We start from the raw sequence: 18,865 nt of genomic DNA, 5'->3' as shown, positions 1-18,865 counted from the left end.
GACATGGATCGCCAATCGTCCGGGATAACGACCGACAACGAGGGGCAGGAGGGTATTCCCTTTCTGCCGATCATCGGGGTGGGCGCGTCGGCGGGTGGTCTCGAAGCGCTGCGCGAGATGCTGGGCGCGGCCAAGGTGCCGACCGGCATGGCCTTCGTCGTGGTGCAGCACCTCGACCCCTATCATGAGAGCATGCTGGCCCAGCTTCTCGACCGCCACACGCCGCTGACCGTCGTGCAGAGCGAGGGCGGCGAGCGTCTGCAGGCGGAAACCGTCTACATCATCCCGCCCGGCCACGGGCTCATCGTCAGCGACGGGGTGCTGGAGCTGACCGAGTTCGCCCAGCCACGGGGACTGCGGCGTCCGATCGACGATTTCTTCGTCTCGCTGGCCGGCGACCAGCAGACCCGCGCGGCCTGCGTGATCCTGTCGGGGACCGGGGGGGACGGCACGACGGGCCTGCGCGCCGTCAAGGAGCACGGCGGCCTCTGCGTCGTGCAGGATCCCTCGACCGCGAAATACGACGGCATGCCGGTCTCGGCGGTCGGCACGGGCCTCGTCGACTTCATCAAATCGCCGGGCGAGATCCTTGCCTGCCTCTCCTCGTTCTTCCGCCGGCGCGAGAGCGAGACGACGGAAACCGAGGCCGGCTTCGGCGCCGATCTCGTGGGCGACCTGACGCGCGTCCTGCGCAGCGCGGTGGGGCACGACTTTTCCGGCTACAAGCGCTCGACCCTGGTGCGTCGGGTGGAGCGCCGCATGCATGTCCTCGGCCTCGACACGGGCCGCAGCTACGTCGCGCGCCTTCGCGCCGACGGCGCCGAATGCGAGGCGCTGTTTCGCGATCTCCTGATCAACGTCACGCGCTTCTTCCGCGACGCCGAACATTTCAAGGTCCTGCGCGAGAAGGCGATCGAGCTCCTGATGCGCGAGCACGCGGGCGAGGAGGACCTGCGCGTCTGGGTGCCCGGCTGCTCGAGCGGTGAGGAGGCCTATTCGATCGCGATGATCTTTGCGGAGGTCGCGCGCGAGACCGGCCAGCCGCTCGGCGTCCAGATCTTCGCCACCGACATCGACGAGCGCATGCTGCGCATCGCCCGCGACGGGATCTATCCCGCCTCCGCGCTCGCCGACATTCCCGCCGACTGGCGCGAGCGCTACGTCGTGCCCCATGCGGAAAGCTTCGCGATCGTCCCGGCGATCCGCGACCTTATCCGCTTCTCGCCGCACAGCCTCGTCAAGGATCCGCCGTTCTCGCGCATCGACCTTCTGTCGTGCCGGAACCTCCTCATCTACTTCGACGATCGCCTGCAGCAGTCGGTGATCCCGCTGATGCACTACGCCGTGCGGCCGGGCGGATACCTCTTCCTCGGTCCGTCCGAGAGCGTCAGCCGATTCGAATACCTGTTTCCGGCGATCGACCATCAGGCGCGCCTCTTCGAGCGCTCGCCCGGCGCGCCGCAATATCCGATCGACCTGCCGGGCAGCGGCATGCGCCGCCCGGTGCGCTCCGCCGACGCCGGCGGGCGACGGCTCGGCGGTCAGGACAGCGACGAGACGGCGCTCCTGCGCCGGATCGTCGACCGCTACGCCCCGGCGACGCTGGTGCTGGATCAGGACGGCAACATCGCCGCCGCGCACGGGCCGCTCAGCCGCTTCTTCGACTTCCCCGTCTCGCGGGCGGGCGGCTCCAGCGCGACCTCGCTCGCCAAGCCGGGCCTTCGCAGCGTCGTCGGCCCGCTCCTTCGTCAGGTCCGCGACAACGGCAAGCGGCTCGTCGTGAACGCGGTCGAGGTGAAGTCCGAATACGGCACCCAGGAGGTGCAGGTCGTGTGCGATCCGATGCCGGACGGCACGTTCCTCTTCGTGTTTCGCGAGACGGCGCCTTTCCACGCGGCCTCGGACCCCGACCTCGTGGCGATGAGCGACGGCGACGATCACCTGGAGACGCTGGAGCACGAGCTGCGCTCGACGCGCCATCGCCTGCGTTCGACCGTGGAGGAGCTGGAGACGGCGAACGAGGAGCTCAAAAGCTCCAATGAAGAAATGATGTCGATGAACGAGGAGCTTCAGTCGACGAACGAGGAGCTGTCCACCGTCAACGACGAGCTGAAGGGCAAGGTCGACCAGATCACCGTCGCCAACGCCGACCTTCGCAACTTCTTCGAATCGACCGAGCTCGCCGTGGTCGTCCTCGATCGCAACCTGTGCCTGCGCTCGTTCACGGCCGCCGCGCTCAAGCTCTTTCCGTTCCAGCCCTCCGACCGCGGTCGCCCGCTCGCCGACATGACGAGCCGCCTCGACGACGACGCCTATCTCGGCGACGCCGAGGCCGTGCTCGAGGGGAATGCGCCGATGCAAAGGCGCGTCACGCTGCGCAAGGCCGACCGGACGCTGTCCTTGCGCATCATGCCCTACCGCACGCAGACCGACAGCGTCGACGGCGTGACGCTGGTCTTCACCGACATCACCGACGCCCTGTCGCTGGAGCGCGAACTGACCGCCGAGCGCGAGCGCCTGGATCTGGCGGTGAAGGCCGGCGGCATCGGCATCTGGGAATATCTGCCCGACAGCGGCCAGGTGATCCTCGACCCCACCGAGCGCGACCTCTTCGGGGCGGACGATGCCGAGACGCATCGCATCGAGAACCTCCTGGCGACGATCGAGCCGGAGGACCGCGAGCGCATCGAGGAGGAACTCGGGCGCGCGGCCTCGGGCGAGGCGGACTTCGAGGCGAGTTTTCGCGTGGCCGCGCAGGACGGCGAGACGCGCTACCTCAAGGGGTTCGGACGTCTCGTCGCCGATTCTGCGCCCCGGCGCCTCGTCGGCGTCTCGATCGACGTGACCACCGAGCGCGAGGCGACCAACACGCGCGAGATCATGCTGCGCGAGATGAACCACCGGGTGAAGAACCTCTTCGCCATCATCGGCGGGATGATCACGGCAGGTTCGCGCACCCATTCCGACGTGCGGGCCTTCTCGCGCGGGATGCGCGAGCGGATCGCGGCGCTCGGCCGGGCCCATTCGCTGGCCGCCCCCTCGGGCGAGCAGTACGCGATCGATCTCGGCGAACTTCTCGAGACGACGCTGGCGGCCTATCGCGGGCAGGCCGATATCGAACTCGAAGGCCCGAGCGCCACGATCGACGGGCGCTACCTTTCGCCGCTCGCCCTCCTTCTCCACGAATGGGCGACCAATTCCTACAAATACGGGGCGCTCGGAGCAGATAGCGGGCGGCTTCTCGTGTCGTGGACCTTGCAGGACGACGGGCTGGACTTCTCCTGGCTGGAACAATCCGACCGAACCAAGGCCGATGATGGCGAGCCGGGATTTGGAACCCTTCTGGTTCAAACGTCTTCTCGTCAATTGGACACGCAGATCCGCCGTTCGACGGGCGAGGGGCGTTTCCAGATCGAGATGCGTTTGCCCGCGGAGGTTCTTGCTCGTGTCTAGCGTCGTGATGGTGGTGGAAGACGAGTTCTTCGTGGCGCTGGATATCGAGGATGTGCTGACCGGAATGGGCTACGAGATGGACGGTCCCTATCCGACCGTGCGTGAGGCCGGGGACGGGCTCTCGGCTAAGACCCCCGACTGCGCGATCCTCGACGTCCGCCTGAAGGACGGCGACGTGTTTCCGGTGGCAGACGCGCTGCATGCCGCCGCGGTTCCCATCATCTTCCATTCCGGCCACGCCGACGACCAGCAGCTTCGCCAGCGCTATCCCTCGGCCCGGATCTGCTCGAAGCCCTCCTCGCCCTCGTCGCTGCAGGCCGCGATCGAGGATGCGATGGCGGTGGGGCGCGCCGCCGTCACGAGCGGCGAATAGGCGAGGGGCAAGGCGCATCCTCAGGGTGGCGTCCGGCATCTGACGATCGACCCAGGGGATCGGGAACCGGCTGATGCTGCCGGCGACCACCGAGCCGCAGGGATGATCGTCGATCGTCCGCAAGCTCGCCGCCGGCCCATTCCGATGCTGCGGGGTCCGCATCCGCCCCACTGAACTCTCGCCGCCTTAAAGGCATCACGACGCGCCGGCGTTCGTTCGGCTCGACGCGTTCGCGTGATCGTGCCGGTCGGTGGCTCCGGCGACCTTGTTCGATGGCCGGGCGCGCCTCATCTTGCCCCCGATGAACCGAAGACAGATCTTTCAGCTCCTGGGGCTCGGCGCCGCGGCGACCGCCACGGTCGCAGGCACGAGGACCGCGATGGCCGGCAACCGCTATTACGACGGCCCACCGAGCGACCATTTCGACGGGACGCGCTTCTTCAATCCGGGCGGCATCGAGCCGCGCCCCTTCACCGACGTCCTGCGCTGGCGCTTCGGCGGGGGCAGCGAGCGCGCCGCTTGGCCGGAGCGGGTCGAAAGCCCGTTCCCGGCGGCCGTGCCCGACGCCCGGGTCGAGGACCTCAGGCTGACCATGGTCGGGCATGCGACGCTTCTCTTGCAGGTCGCCGGTCTCAACATCCTGACGGACCCGGTCTGGTCGGAGCGCGTCTCACCGGTTTCCTTCCTCGGCCCAAGGCGCGTGGTCGAGCCGGGGATCGCCTTCGAGCGCCTGCCGAAGATCGACCTCATCCTTCTCAGCCACAACCACTATGACCATCTCGACGTCGACACGCTGGCGCGGCTGAAGGCCGAGCACGATCCGCTGGTGGTCACGCCGCTCGGCAACGATCGGATCGTGCTCGACGCGGTGCCGGGCATGCGGCTTCAGGTCGGGGACTGGGGCGACCGGATCGAGACGCCAGGTGCGGTGATCCATGTCGAGCCCGCGCATCACTGGTCGGCGCGGGGCCTTCGCGACCGGCGCATGGCGCTGTGGGCAGCGTTCGTCGTCGAGACGGCGGCCGGCCGGATCTACCATATCGGCGACACTGGCTTCCACGAGGGCATCAACTACCGCGCGGCCGCTGCCAAGCACGGCGATTTTCGCCTCGCCATCCTGCCGATCGGCGCCTACGAGCCCCGCTGGTTTATGGCCGGCCAGCACCAGGGGCCGGAAGACGCCGTGGCGGGCATGGTGTTGGCGAAGGCGCAGTATGCGGCCGGCCACCACTGGTCGACCTTCCAGCTGACCGACGAGCCGATCGACGAGCCCGGCCGGCTTCTCGCCGAGACGCTGCGCAACCGCGACATCGCGCGCGAGCGCTTTCGCCCCATGCTGCCGGGCGAGGTCTGGGACGTGCCGATGGCTTGACGGTCAGCCCCGGTCCGGGCCTCGCGTTTCGTCCCCTGCACCTCCTTTTCGTCTGTCACGGCGGGGGAGAAAGCGTTCAGACATGCGCACGACGGTCAGGATCACGGTCCCGAACGCCAGCCCGATGGCGACGAGCCGGAACTGGCCGGCGCCCGATGCGATGCCGAGTGCCGCGGCGAGCCAGATGTTGGCGGCCGAGGTAAGATTGTGCACGCTGCCGCGCGAGACGAAGATCGCGCCGGCCGCGACGAAGCCGACGGCCTGCGCCAATCCCTGGATCACCCGCAAAGGGTCGAGCCCGCTTTCGCCCCGGGCCGAAAGGCTGGCCTGGAGCTCGAGCGCCGAGATGGTGATGAGGGCGGAACTGAGGGCGACAAGGGCATGGGTGCGCACGCCGGCCGAGATGCCGCGCAACTCGCGGTCGAGACCGAGCGCCAGCCCCGAGAGCGACGCCAGCCCGAGCCGCCAGACGATGTTCCAGTCCGTCATGGGTCGCCCCCGCCATCCCGTTGCATCCAGGATGCCAACGGCAAGGCGGGGGCGGCCGTTCCTTGGCCGCTGGACGGCTAGCCGACGAGATCGGCGAGGCCGATCGGGAAGCGGCGGATGCGGCGACCGGTGGCGTGGCGCACCGCGTTGGCGATGGCGCCCCCGGTGCCGGTGATGCCGATCTCGCCGACACCCTTGATGCCGAGCGCGTTCACGTGCGGGTCGTCCTCGTGGACGAGGATCGCCTCCATCGGCGGCACGTCGGCATTCACCGGAATGCGATACTCGGCAAGGTCTGCATTCATGACACGGCCCGTCCGGCGATCCATCACCGCGTGCTCGTGCAGGGCGAAGGACAGGCCCCAGATCATGCCGCCATAAAGCTGGCTCTGCACCATGCGCGGGTTGATCACGCGGCCGGCGGCGAACGCGCCGACAAGGCGCGTTACCCGGATCTGGCCGAGGTCGGGATCGACGCTGACCTCGGCGAACACCGCGCCGTGAGCGTGCATGGCGTAGGTCTCCTGGGCGGCGGGGTCGGCGGCCGCCTGGCCGTCGGCCTCGATCGTCTCCAGACCGGCCCGGCTGAGGATCACGGCGAACTCTTCGCCCCGGCTCTCGTCGTCCCGGCGCACGAGGCGACCGTCACGCGCGAGCGTGCCGATATTGCCCGCCCCGAACAGCGGCGAGGCCTCGTCGGCGGTGGCGATCTCGGCAAGCTTGGCGATCACCGCCTGACCGGCCGAATGGAGCGCCATGCCGGCGGTCGCCGTGTGGCCCGAACCACCCGCGATGCCGGCGTCCGGCAGGTCCGACGTGCCGGCGCGGAACTCGACGCGCTCGATCGGCAGCCCGACGGCGTCGGCCGCGATCTGTGCCAGCGCCGTCCAGGCACCCTGGCCCATGTCGTGGGCGCCCGTTTCGAGAAGCCCCGAGCCGTCGGCGCGCAGGGTGGCGCGAGCCTTGGCCTGGAACATCAGCGCCGGGAAGGTCGCCGTGCCCATGCCCCAGCCGAGAAGCCGTCCCGCCTTGTCGCGCATCGAACGGGGCTCCGACGGCCGCCCTGCCCAGCCGAAGCGGCGGGCGCCCTCCTCGTAGCAGGTGCGCAGCGCCTTCGAGGAGAAGGGCTTGCCGGAAATGGGCTCGCGCTCGGCGTAGTTCTTCAGCCGGAAGGCCAGCGGATCCATCCCCGCAGCCTCCGCGGCCTCGTCGATGGCGCATTCGAGCGCGATCGAGCCCGACGCTTCGCCCGGCGCACGCATGAAGAGCGGCGTGCCGGTGTCGAGGCGCACGCCCTCGTGCGCGGTGCGGATCGCTGGGGCGGCGTAGAGCGTATGGGCGACGTCGGCCGCCGGCTCGAAGAAGTCGTCGAAGGTCGAGGACGCCGTGCGGGTGCGGTTCTCGATCGCCGTCAGTGCGCCGTCGGACTGGAGGCCGACGCGGATGTGCTGGCGGGTCGGTCCGCGATGGCCGACGGGGCCGTACATCTGGTCGCGGCGGAGAACCAGCTTGACCGGTCGCCCGGTCATGCGCGCCGCCATGATGCCGAGTACCTGGGGACCGGCCGGAAAGCCCTTGGAGCCGAAACCGCCGCCGAGATACGGGCTGCGGATATGGATGTCGGTCGGCGCGATGCCGAAGAGGCCGGCAAGACGTTGCTGGGCCATGGCGAGCGCCTGCGTCGGCATGTCGAGGATGAGCTTGTCGCCCTCCCAGCGCGCGACGACCCCATGCGGCTCCATCGCATTGTGGTACTGGGCGGGCGTCTCGTAGGTCGTGTCCACCACGAGCGCGGCCTCGCCGATCCCGGCCTCGACGTCGCCGATCGCCGCCTCGGCCGGGTTTCCGGCGCCGACGACCTCGGGCACGAAGCTCTCGGCGTCGTCGAGGGTCACGCGCGCCGGCTCGGCCTCGAAGCGCGGCTTCAGGAGCCGCGCGCCTTCCGACGCGGCTTCCAGCGTCTCGGCGATCACCACCGCGATCGGCTGGCCGGCATAGCGCACGTGATCGTTCTGCAGGAGGTCGAGCCGGAACATGAACGGGTTGGTCTTGGCGTCCGGGTCCATCGCCAGCTTTGGCCGGTTGGCGGTGGTCATCACGTCGACGACGCCGGGATGGGCGCGCGCCGCCGCCTCGTCCAGGAAGACGAGCCGCCCGCGCGCCACCGTGGCGGTGGCCGGCACGGCGTAGAGCATGCCGGGCGGATGGTTGTCGGCGGCAAACGTCGCGGCGCCCGTCACCTTCAGGACGCCCTCGCGGCGCGTCATCGGCTGGCCGATGTTGGAGCCATGGCGCATGCGCGCCGGATCGTTGGTGAGGCCGATCTCAGACATGGAGCATTCCTTCCGGAACCGGGGCGAAGGGAGAGCCGGGCAGGGCGGGCACGCGCTCGGGCGTGCCGGCAGCCGCCAGCTGCAGGGCCCGCGCCACGAGGCGGCGGGCGAGTTCGATCTTGTGCGCGTTGTCGCCGGAGGGGCGGGCGCCCGCGAGCGCCGCTTCGGCGGCTTGCTCGAAGGCCGCAATGCCGGGCTCGGTGCCGTGGAGACGCGTTTCCGCCTCGACCGCGCGCCACGGCTTCAGGGCGACGCCGCCGAGCGCGATCCGCGCCTCCGCGATCCGCCCGTTCTCGATCCGCAGCATGGCGGCGGTGGAGACCACGGCAAAGGCGTAGGAGGTGCGCTCGCGCAGCTTCAGATAGCGGGCGTGCGCGGCAAAGCCGGCGGCGTCCGCCGGCAGACGCAGCGCCGTGACGATCTCGCCCGCGCGCCGCTCGGTCTCGATCTCGGGCGTGTCGCCGGGCAGGCGGTGGAAGTCGACGAGCGGCACCTCGCGCCGGCCCTCCGGCCCTTCGAGCTCGACCACGGCACCGAGCGCTGCCAGCGGTACGCAGAAGTCCGACGGGTGGGTGGCGATGCAGCTGTCGCTCCATCCGAGGATGGCGTGCGAGCGGTTCTCGCCGCCCCGCGCATCGCAGCCGGAGCCGGGCTCGCGCTTGTTGCAGGCGCTCGCGGTGTCGGCGAAATAGGGGCAGCGCGTGCGTTGCAGGATGTTGCCGCCGGCGGTCGCCGCATTGCGCAACTGTCCCGAGGCGCCCGACAGCAGCGCCTCGGCGACGGCCGGGAAGCGCGCGGCGAAGGCGCGGTCGTGCGCGAGATCGGCGTTGCGCACGAGGGCGCCGATCCGCACGCTGCCGTCGCCCAGGGTCTCGACCGCCGACAGGCCCGGCAGGCACGTGAGATCGACGATCCGTTCGGGAAGCGTGACGCCGCCCTTCATCAGGTCGAGGAGGTTGGTGCCGCCGGCAAGGCACGCCGAGCCCGGCCGGGCGGCGGCCGCCACCGCTTCGGCGACGGTCTCGGGGCGAATGTAGTCGAAGCGGTTCATGCCGCCTTCTCCTGACGCGGGCCCGCGATCGTGGCCTCTGCCTCGATCACCGCCTCGGTGATGCCGGCATACGCGCCGCAACGGCAGAGGTTTCCGCTCATCCCCTCGCGGATGCGCTCGGGGTCGCCGTCGGTCTGGCCTTCGGCGATGAGGCCCACTGCGCTCATGATCTGGCCGGGCGTGCAGTAGCCGCACTGGAAGCCGTCATGGGCGATGAAGGCGGCCTGGACGGGATGCAGCTCGCCGTCTTTTGCCAGGCCCTCGATGGTGACGATGTCGGCGCCGTCGTGGGAGAGGGCGAGCGACAGGCAGGACACGACGCGCCGCCCGTCGACGAGGATGGTGCAGGCGCCGCACTGGCCGCGATCGCAGCCCTTCTTGGTGCCGGTCAGGCCCTCTCGCTCGCGCAGGAGGTCGAGGAGGGTGACGCGCGGATCGTCGAGGATCACCTCGCGCCGTTCCCCGTTGATGGTCAGTTGAATCGAGTGGTTCATGCCGTCACCCTTTCGGTGATATGTCGAACCGGATGTGTCGGAACCGGGGGCTGCAGGGCTCGGCGCCGATCAGGCTGAGGCGGGCCGGCCGGTTTCAGAGGCCGATGCGCCGCACGCCAATTATACGGAGGCAGCCTCCGTTTACAAGACTGGAGGCATTCCAATTCCGGAAATGGAAACTGACGCTCCGAAGGCAACGCGCAAGGTCCGGGCGGACGCGGCGAAAAACCGCGATCGCCTGCTGACGGCTGCGGCGGAGGTCTTCCGCGTCGCCGACGGGAGCGCGAGCCTCGAGGCCGTGGCGCGCCGCGCGGGGCTGGGCATCGGGACGCTCTATCGCCATTTCCCGACGCGCGAAGCCTTGTTCGAGGCGGTCTACCGCCGCGAGGTCGAGCAGCTCGCGCAACTCGCCGAGACGCTGGCTTTAAGCGAGCCGCCGCTGCCTGCGCTCCGCCTGTGGCTGCGCGAGGAGGTTCGCCTCGTCGCCACCAAGCGTGGCATGCTGACGACGCTGGCGCTCGCCATCGACAGCGGCTCGGAGATCTACGCGTTCTCCTTCCGGCACCTGACGCGCGCCGTCGGCATGCTGCTCCAGCGCTGCGTCGAGGCCGGCGAGATCCGGGACGACGTCGGCGCGGAAGACCTTCTCCAGACGCTGATCGGCCTCTGCCTGATGGCCAAGCAGCCGGACTGGGAGGACAACGTGATCCGCCTGATGGACGTCTTCGTCGACGGCATGCGGGCCGGCGGGCGGAAGGGGGAGGGCATTCATGACCGAGGGTGACGGCGCGATCCTGCGCGAGGTCTTCGAGGCGGCGCTGCGCCATGCGATGCCGGCCGGACGGTTCGAGGGGCGCCTGCCGGAGCGCCCGCGCGGGCGCACGCTGGTGCTGGGCGCCGGCAAGGCTGCGGCGTCCATGGCCGCCGCGTTCGAGGACGTCTGGGACGGCCCTTGCGAGGGGCTGGTCGTCACCCGCTACCGCCATGCGGTCCCGACCCGTCGGATCGAGGTCGTCGAGGCCTCCCATCCCGTGCCGGACGCGGCCGGTGAGGCGGCCGCACGGCGCATCCTCGACCTCGCCGAAGGCGCAGGTGCCGACGATCTCGTGGTGGTCCTGATCTCGGGTGGCGCGTCGTCGCTCCTCGCCCTGCCGGCGCCCGGCGTGACGCTCGCCGACAAGCAGGCGATCAACCGCGCGCTGCTTCTGAGCGGCGCCCCGATCGATGCGATGAACACCGTCCGCAAGGCGCTTTCACGGATCAAGGGCGGGCGTCTCGCCCGGGCCGTTTCCCCGGCGCGCCTCGTGACCTATGCGATCTCGGACGTCCCGGGCGATGATCCCGGCACGATCGGTTCGGGACCGACCGTCGCGACAGCGAGCGGTCCCGACGAGGCCTTCGTGATCCTCGACCGATACAAGATCGCGGTGGACGACCGCATCCGCGATGCGATCCTCGCCAATGCGGACACGGCGCTGCGCGAGGATTACGGCGATTTCCACATGCTGGCGACGCCGATGATGGCGCTGGAGGCGGCGGCCGAGGCGGCGCGCGGCCTCGGGCTCGAGCCGGTGATCTGGGGTGATGCGATCGAGGGGGAGGCGAGCGCGGTCGGGGCCGAGCATGCGGCCCGCGTTCGCGCCGCGCATGTCAGCCGGCCGACCCTCTTCCTGTCGGGCGGCGAGACCACGGTGACGGTGGGAGCCGACAAGAAGGGCGGGCGTGGTGGGCGCAACAGCGAGTATCTCCTGTCGCTGGCTCATGCCCTCGACGGGCAACCCGGCATGTCCGCGATCGCCTGCGACACGGACGGGATCGACGGGTCGGAGGACAATGCCGGCGCCTGGTTCGACGCCTCGCTGGCGGCGGACGCCGCACGGCGCGGGATCGATCTCGCGCGGCACCTCTCCGACCACGACGCCTACACGCCGTTCGCGGCGCTGGATCGGCTGGTCGTGACGGGTCCGACCTTCACCAACGTCAACGACTTCCGCGCGATCCTCGTGCGCTGAACGGCGGCCTCAGGCCGCCGCCGGCTCGAGATGCTGAAGGAGCGGGACGGGACGATGGGCCGGCTCGCGCCGCGTCGTCCAGCGCGCGCCGATGTCCTCGCTCGCCTGCACCGCGAGCGTGATCTCGTCGCCGTGCTGGAAGCCGTAAAGCGGCTTCGTCTGGCCGAACTCGGCCCATTCGCGCATCAGCATGTCCCAGACGGTCGGCGTCTCAAGCACGCGGCCGAGCATCCAGAGGAGCTTCGACTTCTTGAGGCGCACAGAGCCATAGGCCTGAAGGTCGTGGAAAAGGGCATGGAGAAGGTCGGGTTTCATCAGGGTTCCGGGGGTTTGTTTCGCCTCCCTGATATGGGTATCAAGCCCTTGATCTACAACGGTTATGAGGCTTTCCGAGACGCCGCGTGGGCAATGAAATTGCCGATCTCGCGCATGCGACGCCCGGGCTCCGTCACCTCCCGGTCGAGACCCAGCTGCCAGGCGAGATCGCGCCGCTCCGGCTCGGCATCGAGCGCCTCGATCCGCCGGGCATGGGCCTCCAGCGCCGCCTCGTCGGCGACGAGCTTTTCCTCCAGAAGGTCCTCCTTCTGGCGGCGAAGCGCGGCGGCGATCTCGGCAAGCGAGAGTTCGGGGTGATACTGGACGCCCCAGAACGTGCCGGCCCCGTGGCGGATCTCGACCGCCTGGACGGGCGTCGTGCGGGTGCCGGCAAGGATCCTCGCCCCGTCGGGCAGGACGGACACTTCGTCGGAATGCATGGCCGGCGCGTCCCAGGTCAGCGGGCGCCCGGCGAGCAGCGGATGGACGCGCCCGGCATCGGTCGCGACGATGCCGCGCACGAACCCGGCCTCCATGCGCGGCGAGCGCGGCTGGCACCGTCCCCCAGCCGCGACACTTGCGATCTGAAGACCCGCGCAGGAGCCGAATGCGGGTACGCCCGCCTCGAAGACGCGCGTCATGAACGCGGCCGCCGAGCGCGTTTCCGGCGTGTCGGCGTGCATCTGGATCGGCGATCCCGACAGGACGATGCCGTGGAACGCGCGGAGAGTCTCGGGCGAGGGCGGTGTCGTCCCGTCGACGCAGGAGACGGTCTCGCACACGATCTCCGGTTCGATCGTCCGCAGCGTGTCGGCATAGGTCTCGTCGGACGCGGCGCCGACGTCCTTTCGCCGGGCCTCCCGCTGGTCGGGGGTCTCGCTGGCGACGATCAGGAAGCGAAGGGGCAAGGCGGATCTCTTCGGGTCATGCGGAATTGGCTCATGAGGCAACGCCAGGGCACGGCGATCGGGCACGGGCCGGAATGTCGCAGGGCCGCCCATGTTGGCAGACGGCTACGAAGACGGCGGGGAACGCGGGCGGCGGACGGCGGCTTCACCCGCCGAGGATCCCGGCGACAACGCCCGGTCCGCAACCGACATCGAGGGCGCCCCATGGCCGACAAGACGCTGCACGACCTCTTCCTCCATCAGCTGAAGGACACCTACTTCGCGGAGAACCAGATCCTGAAGGCGCTGCCGAAGATGATGGAAGCTGCCGTCTCCACCGATCTCAAGTCGGCGCTCGGCGTCCATCTCGATGAGACCGAGGGGCAGGTCGCGCGCCTCGACGAGGTGTTCGGGCTTCTGGACACCAAGCCCGAGGGCGTCGAATGCCAGGCGATCCTCGGCATCATCGCGGAAGGGCAGGAGGTGATGGAGGAGTTCGCGGGGTCCGAGGCGCTCGACGCCGGGATCATCGCCGCCGCGCAGGCTGTCGAGCACTACGAGATCACGCGCTACGGCACGCTCTACGCCTGGGCCGGCCAGCTCGGCCTCGACGAAGCTGCCGATCTCCTCAAGGAAACGCTGATCGAGGAGGAGAACACCGACGATATCCTGTCGGACCTTGCCGAAAGCTCGGTCAACGCGCAGGCGAGCGACGCCTGACGGCGCGCGCCGTCAGCCGAAGACCAGCGCCCAGAGGCCCTGGAAGACGCTGGTCCCGGCTAGCGGGCCGAAGAGCAGCATCGCGAAATTCACGCCGAGCACCCACAAGAGCACCCGCTCCCCGCGCTTCGACAGGCGGGGGGTGGGCTTGATCGGCTCGGGCGGTCGCCAGTTTCGGTATTCGAGGAACATCGACGGTCTCCCCGGTGAGGGATCGAGAATGCGCTTCCTTCGAGCGGCCCGCAACCCGGACCCGCCCCGTTGTGGCGATCAGCCCCAAGGCTGGTAGACGACCGCCAGGAGCGCGAGGACGAGCGCGGGCGGCATGACCACGAAGCCGAGCCTCAGGAAGGCCATGGCCCCGAAATCGAGGTTTTCGCGGCGCAGCGCCGTCAGCCAGAGGATGGTCGCGAGCGACCCGGTGACCGACAGGTTCGGGCCGATGTCGATGCCGACGAGGATCGCGTCCACCACCTTCTGCGGAAGGTCCGCGGCGGTCGTGAAGGCGCCGGCGAGAAGGCCGAGCGGCAGGTTGTTGGTGAGGTTGGTGCCGAAGGCGAGCGCGGCGCCGGAGGCGAAGGCGCCGGCATCGGGCGCTGCGTTCAGCGGCCCCTGCAGCGTGTCGATCAGCGTCGCCTGCAATCCGCTCACCTCGAGCGCACGCACGATAACGAAGAGGCCCGCCACCAGCACCAGCGTGTCCCAGGACACTTCCCGGACGAGCGGCAGCGGGCTCGAGCGCTCGCCGATCGTCACCGCGAGGGCGGTGAGGAGGCCCGCGACCAGCGTCGGCGGTCCGAGCTCCAGTCCGATCGCCGAGGAGACGAGGAGCACCAGTGCGGCGGCGACAAGGCCGATCGCCGCGATGCGGCCGCCGACCGAGAGCCGCGGAATGGCGACATCGGTGTCGGTGGTGCCGACGAGTTCGTTCCGCTGCGTCCAGCGCAGGAGCCAGAACGTCGCAAGGATCGACAGGATCGACGGCAGCGTGAAGCGCGCCAGCCATTCGCCGAGCGCCGGCATGTCCGAGCCGAACACCACGAGGTTGGCGGGGTTGGAGATCGGCAGCACGAACGAGGCGGCGTTGGCGACGAAGGCGCAGATCAGGAGATAGGGCAGCGGCGAGGCGACCTTGGCGGCCCGCGCCACCGCGATCACCGCCGGGGTCAGCACCACGGCCGTCGCGTCGTTCGACAGGAACACCGTGACGAGCGTGCCGATCAGGTAGACGAGAAGGAACAAGCGCTGCGGCGAGCCCTTCGCCGAGCGTGCCGCAAAGGCCGCGAGATAGTCGAACAGCCCCTCGCGCCGCGCGGTGCCGGCGAGCAGCATCATGCCGGCAAGAAACAGGTAGACGTCGGTCCCCATCTCGACGCCCTGGGCCGCCTCCTGCCAGGGCAGGAGGCCGAGCACGACGAGGATCACCGCGCCCGCCACCGCGAAGATCCACTCCGGCCAGTTTCCCGGCCGGAAGATGACGCCGAAGACAGTGAGGGCGCTGACCACCCAGATGGCGATGGGAAGGCTTTGGGTCATGGGCCGCAGGGTCTTGGGCTCGCGGGCGGCACGCCCCGAGGCGGTGGTCGAAAACGGGCGATGGCTGCAGGTTCGTCGTCAGTCGCCCGAACAGGCGGCGGCGACCTTGGGCGAGGAGACGAGCCATAGCACCAATCCGCACATCGCAAAGGCCGCGAGCGACAGATAGGCGGTGGAATAGCCGAAACTCGTGACGATCGCGCCGGCGATCGCGGGGCTCAGCGACGCGCCGACGCCCTGGACCGTCATGACAGCGCCGAGACCCGCATTGATGTGCCCGGTGCCGCGCAGCATCCGCGCGACGAGGCCGGGCACCGCGACGCCGAGGAGGCCGGCGCCGACGCCATCCAGCATCTGCACCGGGATCAGCGCATAGGGGTTCGGCCAGAGGCCCGCGATCAGCCCGCGGACCGGCAGCGCCACGAGGGCGGCCACCAGCAGCAGGAAGTAGCCGCGCCGGCTGGCGAACCCGGCAGCGACCAGCGCGATCGGGATCATGGTCAGCTGCGCGATGATGACGGTGGCCGCCGTGTAGGACACGGGATCGGAGAGGAGCGTCTGCAGCGTCGAGGGCTGGCGCACCGGCTCCGAAGCCGGGCGACCGGCGGTGGACTGACCCGGCGAGACGGCCGTCGTGGTCGTGTCGGCTGCGGCGTTCGGCGTTGCGCTGGCGGTGCCGGTTGCCGCTCCCATGGTCGTATCCTGCTCGGCTTGGGCTGCCACCTGCTGGCCGAGAAGCGGCAGCATCGCACCGTTGCCGAAGTGGAAGAGCATGAGGGTCGCGGCGAGGATCAGGAGCGGGCGCGACTTCCACAGGACGCTGAAGCCCGACGGCGCCTCGCGCTCGGCGCCCTCCTTGCGGTCGAGACCGCGCGCCACGTCGTGGTCGATGTCGTCCGGGCGGATCATCAGGACGGCGACGATCGATCCGACCGCCATCATCGTCATCAGGATGAACACGGCGGGCAGGCCGAACTCGTAGCCGAAGAAACCGGCGCCGGCGGCGGCAAAAACGTTGCCGCCGTGGTTCCAGGCTTCGTTGCGCCCGAGCTGCGGGGCAAGGCCCTTCTGGCCGACGAGGCCGAGCGTCAGGCCGGCAAGCGCCGGGCCGATCGCGGCGCCCGCGATGCCGGTCGCGATCTGCGAGGCGGTCACGAAGGCGAAGGTCGGCACGAAGAGGATGGCGAGCGATGCGACGATCACGAGGGCGGCGCAGAAGCCGACCATGAAGCGCTTGGCGCGCGAGGCGTCGGCCAGCGCCCCGAGCGGCGTCGTCGCCAGCATGCCGGCGATGCCGCCGATCGTCATGACAAGGCCGATCTCCGCGGCGCTCCAGCCCTGACCGACCAGGAAGATACCGAGGAACGGCCCGAGACCATCCCGGACGTCTGCCAGGAAGAAGTTGACCGCCCCCAGCGCCCGGATCGAGCGCGAGGGCGTGGACTTGACCTGCGCGCCCGGCGCGGCGGCGATGGTGCTCATGCGGTTTCGTCCCCGGTGACCTGGGCGCACGTGCGCGCCGCCTGCGTTCAGCCGGCTATCAAGTCCGCGTGAGGTCGATTGGTTGCGTGCCGGCCGCGCGATTTCGTCGTGCCGTATGGATTGGACATCGACTGTATCCAGGCGCCGGTGGATCGGAGACCGATCCGGCATGCGTCGTGTGCCGCGGCCTTGCCGACGCCGGCCCGCGCATCGCACCGCTTTCGCGCTTGCGATGCGCCTGCGAAAGGGCAAGATCGGCGCCCGCGTCCCGCATCTCGTTGTGAACAGACTTGGAAGGAAAGCCGGCATGCAGCTCCAGAGCCGTCTGAAAGACCCGTCCCTCCTGCGCACGCAGGCTCTCGTTGCCGGCGAATGGATCGACACGGCCGGAACGATCGACGTCGTCGACCCCGCGACCGGCGAGGTGATCGCCACGGTGCCCGACTGCGGCGCGGCCGAGACGCGGGCTGCGATCGAGGCGGCGAACGAGGCGTTTCCGGCGTGGCGCCGCACGCCGCCGGCCAAGCGCGCCGCGATTTTGGAGCGCTGGAACGACCTCATTCTCGAGAACGCCGACGACCTCGCCGCCATCATGACGGCCGAGCAGGGCAAGCCGCTCGCCGAGGCGCGGGGCGAGGTGGCCTACGGCGCGAGCTTCGCCAAGTGGTTCGCGGAAGAAGCCCGGCGGATCTACGGCGACGCCTTCACCGGCCCGACGGGCGACCGGCGCATCCTCGTGCTGCGCGAGCCGGTGGGCGTCTGCGTCGCGATCACCCCGTGGAACTTTCCGATCGCGATGATCACCCGCAAGGCCGCCCCGGCCTTTGCCGCCGGCTGTCCGATCGTCCTGAAGCCCGCCGACCTCACGCCCTTCTGTGCGCTGGCGCTGGCGGTCCTCGCCGAGCGCGCCGGCATCCCGAAGGGCGTCTTCAGCGTCGTCACCGGCAAGGCCGCGCCGATCGGCGGCGAGATGACCGGCAACGAGACGGTGCGCAAGCTCTCCTTCACCGGCTCGACCCCGGTTGGCCGCCTCCTGATGGAGCAGTCCGCCAAGACGCTGAAGCGGCTTTCGCTCGAACTTGGCGGCAACGCGCCCTTCATCGTCTTCGACGATGCCGACCTCGACCAGGCGGTGGCCGGCGCGATGATGTCGAAGTTCCGCAATGCCGGCCAGACCTGCGTCTGCGCCAACCGCATCCTGGTGCAGGACGGGATCTACGACCGCTTCGCCGAACGCTTGGGCGCCGAGACCGCCAAGCTGAAGCTCGGCAACGGCTTCGACGACGGCGTGACCGTCGGCCCGCTGATCAACGATGCGGCGGCCGAGAAGGTGGTCCGCCACATGGAGGACGCGCTGTCGAAGGGAGCGAAGCTCGTGACCGGCGGCCGCGACGCCACGAAGGGCCGTTTCGTCGCCCCGACCGTTCTGACCGGTGCCGACACCTCGATGCTGATCGCCAACGAGGAGACGTTCGGACCGCTCGCCCCGCTGATCCGCTTCGGCGCCGAGGACGAGGCGGTGCGGATCGCCAACGACACGCCCTTCGGCCTCGCGTCGTACTTCTACACGCGCGACATCGGCCGCGCGTGGCGCGTCGGCGAGGCGCTGGAGTTCGGCATGGTGGGCCTCAACACGGGCACCGTGTCGATGGAATCGGCGCCGTTCGGCGGCGTGAAGCAGTCGGGCCTCGGGCGCGAAGGCTCGGCCTACGGCATCGACGAGTACCTGGAGCTGAAGTCTCTCCACATGGGCGGTCTGTAACGCCCGTCGTCAGAAGGTCGGCGGCGTGCAGGCGCTGACGACCTCGCAAGGGTTGGGACCGACGCAGCGGAAGCGGTGCGGCCTGCGGCTCTCGAAATAATAGGCGTCGCCGGGTCCGAGGATCCGGCGCTCCTCGCCCACCGTCACCTCCAGCCGCCCGGACAGGACGATGCCGCCCTCCTCGCCCTCGTGGACGAGGAGCACCTGTCCGGTGTCGGCGCCCGGCTGGTAGCATTCCTTCAGGATCTGCAGCGCCCGGCCGAACAGGCTCTCGCCGACCTGGCGGTAGGAGATCGGGCCCTTGCCGATCTCGACGAGCTCGTCCGCGCGGAAGAAGACGCGCGCGTCGGGCGCCGGCTCGAAGGCGAAGAATTCCGCGAGACCCACCGGCAGCCCGTCGAGGATGCGCTTCAGCGCCCCGACCGACGGGTTCGTGGCGTTCGCCTCGATCAGCGAAACGGTGGAGTTGGTCACCCCGGCGCGCTTGGCGAGCTGGCGCTGCGACAGGCCGTGAGCGAGGCGGAGCTGGCGCAGCCGGCCGCCGATATCGATTGCATCCACGACCATTCTCCCCGTTGCAGCCGTT

At 69.8% G+C, this 18,865-nt stretch carries 16 protein-coding genes and 1 pseudogene; 7 read left to right on the top strand and 10 right to left on the bottom strand.

All coding sequences use genetic code 11. The annotated features are described in order from the left end of the window. The first annotated feature begins 3 nt into the window (after nucleotides 1-3). From ASF65_RS15040 to ASF65_RS15030, 3 genes are all read left to right on the top strand, one after another. Nucleotides 4-3,453 (top strand): CheR family methyltransferase, encoded by a 3,450-nt coding sequence (locus ASF65_RS15040; RefSeq protein WP_082505673.1) that lies wholly within the window; start codon nucleotides 4-6, stop codon nucleotides 3,451-3,453. Next, entirely contained in the window at nucleotides 3,446-3,826 is a 381-nt protein-coding gene (locus ASF65_RS15035; RefSeq protein ID WP_244486726.1) for a response regulator, read from the top strand. The genes ASF65_RS15040 and ASF65_RS15035 overlap by 8 nt, the downstream gene beginning before the upstream one ends. Nucleotides 3,827-4,205: 379 nt before the next feature. Further along, nucleotides 4,206-5,198: an MBL fold metallo-hydrolase gene (locus ASF65_RS15030; RefSeq protein WP_055890794.1), complete on the top strand. Its 993-nt coding sequence runs from the start codon at nucleotides 4,206-4,208 to the stop codon at nucleotides 5,196-5,198. A 3-nt stretch (nucleotides 5,199-5,201) separates the two neighbouring features. On the opposite strand, the gene ASF65_RS15025 is transcribed toward ASF65_RS15030, so the two are convergent. The 4 genes from ASF65_RS15025 to ASF65_RS15010 form a co-directional block, all read right to left on the bottom strand. Further along, a complete protein-coding gene (locus ASF65_RS15025) occupies nucleotides 5,202-5,687 on the bottom strand; it encodes an MgtC/SapB family protein (RefSeq protein WP_055890680.1) in 486 nt (161 codons plus the stop codon). 77 nt (nucleotides 5,688-5,764) lie between these two features. Next, nucleotides 5,765-8,020, bottom strand: a complete 2,256-nt coding sequence (locus ASF65_RS15020) for a xanthine dehydrogenase family protein molybdopterin-binding subunit (RefSeq protein ID WP_055890678.1) — start codon at nucleotides 8,018-8,020, stop codon at nucleotides 5,765-5,767. After that, nucleotides 8,013-9,071 carry a xanthine dehydrogenase family protein subunit M gene (locus ASF65_RS15015; RefSeq protein WP_055890675.1) on the bottom strand — a complete coding sequence of 353 codons (1,059 nt, stop codon included), beginning with the start codon at nucleotides 9,069-9,071 and terminating at the stop codon, nucleotides 8,013-8,015. The genes ASF65_RS15020 and ASF65_RS15015 overlap by 8 nt, the downstream gene beginning before the upstream one ends. Further along, a complete protein-coding gene (locus ASF65_RS15010) occupies nucleotides 9,068-9,565 on the bottom strand; it encodes a (2Fe-2S)-binding protein (protein ID WP_055890672.1) in 498 nt (165 codons plus the stop codon). Before ASF65_RS15010 ends, ASF65_RS15015 begins: the two co-directional genes overlap by 4 nt. A gap of 172 nt (nucleotides 9,566-9,737) precedes the next feature. Between ASF65_RS15010 and ASF65_RS15005 the strand changes: the two genes are divergently transcribed. Together ASF65_RS15005 and ASF65_RS15000 are read left to right on the top strand one after the other, a co-directional pair. Beyond that, nucleotides 9,738-10,349 (top strand): TetR/AcrR family transcriptional regulator, encoded by a 612-nt coding sequence (locus ASF65_RS15005; RefSeq protein ID WP_055890670.1) that lies wholly within the window; start codon nucleotides 9,738-9,740, stop codon nucleotides 10,347-10,349. Next, nucleotides 10,336-11,577: a glycerate kinase gene (locus tag ASF65_RS15000; RefSeq protein WP_055890666.1), complete on the top strand. Its 1,242-nt coding sequence runs from the start codon at nucleotides 10,336-10,338 to the stop codon at nucleotides 11,575-11,577. Before ASF65_RS15005 ends, ASF65_RS15000 begins: the two co-directional genes overlap by 14 nt. Before the next feature lie 9 nt (nucleotides 11,578-11,586). Here ASF65_RS15000 and ASF65_RS14995 read toward each other — a convergent pair whose 3' ends face one another. Next, entirely contained in the window at nucleotides 11,587-11,892 is a 306-nt protein-coding gene (locus ASF65_RS14995; RefSeq protein ID WP_055890664.1) for a hypothetical protein, read from the bottom strand. 62 nt (nucleotides 11,893-11,954) lie between these two features. Next, nucleotides 11,955-12,800 (bottom strand): type 1 glutamine amidotransferase, encoded by an 846-nt coding sequence (locus ASF65_RS14990; RefSeq protein WP_055890662.1) that lies wholly within the window; start codon nucleotides 12,798-12,800, stop codon nucleotides 11,955-11,957. 204 nt (nucleotides 12,801-13,004) lie between these two features. Between ASF65_RS14990 and ASF65_RS14985 the strand changes: the two genes are divergently transcribed. Further along, nucleotides 13,005-13,499 carry a ferritin-like domain-containing protein gene (locus ASF65_RS14985; RefSeq protein ID WP_055890660.1) on the top strand — a complete coding sequence of 165 codons (495 nt, stop codon included), beginning with the start codon at nucleotides 13,005-13,007 and terminating at the stop codon, nucleotides 13,497-13,499. A gap of 12 nt (nucleotides 13,500-13,511) precedes the next feature. Here the strand turns inward: ASF65_RS14985 and ASF65_RS14980 are convergent, their stop codons facing one another. From ASF65_RS14980 to ASF65_RS14970, 3 genes and pseudogenes are all read right to left on the bottom strand, one after another. Then, a complete protein-coding gene (locus ASF65_RS14980) occupies nucleotides 13,512-13,691 on the bottom strand; it encodes a hypothetical protein (protein ID WP_055890658.1) in 180 nt (59 codons plus the stop codon). Between the two features lie 78 nt (nucleotides 13,692-13,769). Further along, a pseudogene (locus tag ASF65_RS14975) lies at nucleotides 13,770-15,053 on the bottom strand (arsenic transporter); the annotation flags it as partial. Nucleotides 15,054-15,113: 60 nt separating this feature from the next. Further along, nucleotides 15,114-16,517: an MFS transporter gene (locus ASF65_RS14970; protein WP_055890655.1), complete on the bottom strand. Its 1,404-nt coding sequence runs from the start codon at nucleotides 16,515-16,517 to the stop codon at nucleotides 15,114-15,116. Between the two features lie 307 nt (nucleotides 16,518-16,824). Here ASF65_RS14970 and ASF65_RS14965 point away from each other — a divergent pair, with 307 nt between their 5' ends. Continuing rightward, nucleotides 16,825-18,279, top strand: coding sequence for an NAD-dependent succinate-semialdehyde dehydrogenase (locus ASF65_RS14965; RefSeq protein ID WP_055890653.1), 1,455 nt, complete (start codon nucleotides 16,825-16,827; stop codon nucleotides 18,277-18,279). Nucleotides 18,280-18,288: 9 nt separating this feature from the next. Here the strand turns inward: ASF65_RS14965 and ASF65_RS14960 are convergent, their stop codons facing one another. Continuing rightward, entirely contained in the window at nucleotides 18,289-18,840 is a 552-nt protein-coding gene (locus ASF65_RS14960; RefSeq protein ID WP_244486722.1) for a cupin domain-containing protein, read from the bottom strand. Nucleotides 18,841-18,865 lie beyond the last annotated feature (25 nt).

The sequence above is a fragment of the Aureimonas sp. Leaf324 genome (genome assembly GCF_001423245.1).
GTDB lineage: Bacteria > Pseudomonadota > Alphaproteobacteria > Rhizobiales > Rhizobiaceae > Aureimonas.
This window is presented reverse-complemented; position numbering and strand designations above follow the sequence as displayed.

Excerpts from the sequence above, each read along its gene's own strand:
- ASF65_RS15040 (WP_082505673.1), top strand. The coding sequence starts at position 4 with ATGGATCGCCAATCGTCCGGGATAACGACCGACAACGAGGGGCAGGAG.
- ASF65_RS15030 (WP_055890794.1), top strand. The coding sequence starts at position 4,206 with ATGGCCGGCAACCGCTATTACGACGGCCCACCGAGCGACCATTTCGAC.
- ASF65_RS15025 (WP_055890680.1), bottom strand. The coding sequence starts at position 5,687 with ATGACGGACTGGAACATCGTCTGGCGGCTCGGGCTGGCGTCGCTCTCG.
- ASF65_RS15020 (WP_055890678.1), bottom strand. The coding sequence starts at position 8,020 with ATGTCTGAGATCGGCCTCACCAACGATCCGGCGCGCATGCGCCATGGC.
- ASF65_RS15015 (WP_055890675.1), bottom strand. The coding sequence starts at position 9,071 with ATGAACCGCTTCGACTACATTCGCCCCGAGACCGTCGCCGAAGCGGTG.
- ASF65_RS15010 (WP_055890672.1), bottom strand. The coding sequence starts at position 9,565 with ATGAACCACTCGATTCAACTGACCATCAACGGGGAACGGCGCGAGGTG.
- ASF65_RS15005 (WP_055890670.1), top strand. The coding sequence starts at position 9,738 with ATGGAAACTGACGCTCCGAAGGCAACGCGCAAGGTCCGGGCGGACGCG.
- ASF65_RS15000 (WP_055890666.1), top strand. The coding sequence starts at position 10,336 with ATGACCGAGGGTGACGGCGCGATCCTGCGCGAGGTCTTCGAGGCGGCG.
- ASF65_RS14995 (WP_055890664.1), bottom strand. The coding sequence starts at position 11,892 with ATGAAACCCGACCTTCTCCATGCCCTTTTCCACGACCTTCAGGCCTAT.
- ASF65_RS14985 (WP_055890660.1), top strand. The coding sequence starts at position 13,005 with ATGGCCGACAAGACGCTGCACGACCTCTTCCTCCATCAGCTGAAGGAC.
- ASF65_RS14980 (WP_055890658.1), bottom strand. The coding sequence starts at position 13,691 with ATGTTCCTCGAATACCGAAACTGGCGACCGCCCGAGCCGATCAAGCCC.
- ASF65_RS14970 (WP_055890655.1), bottom strand. The coding sequence starts at position 16,517 with ATGAGCACCATCGCCGCCGCGCCGGGCGCGCAGGTCAAGTCCACGCCC.
- ASF65_RS14965 (WP_055890653.1), top strand. The coding sequence starts at position 16,825 with ATGCAGCTCCAGAGCCGTCTGAAAGACCCGTCCCTCCTGCGCACGCAG.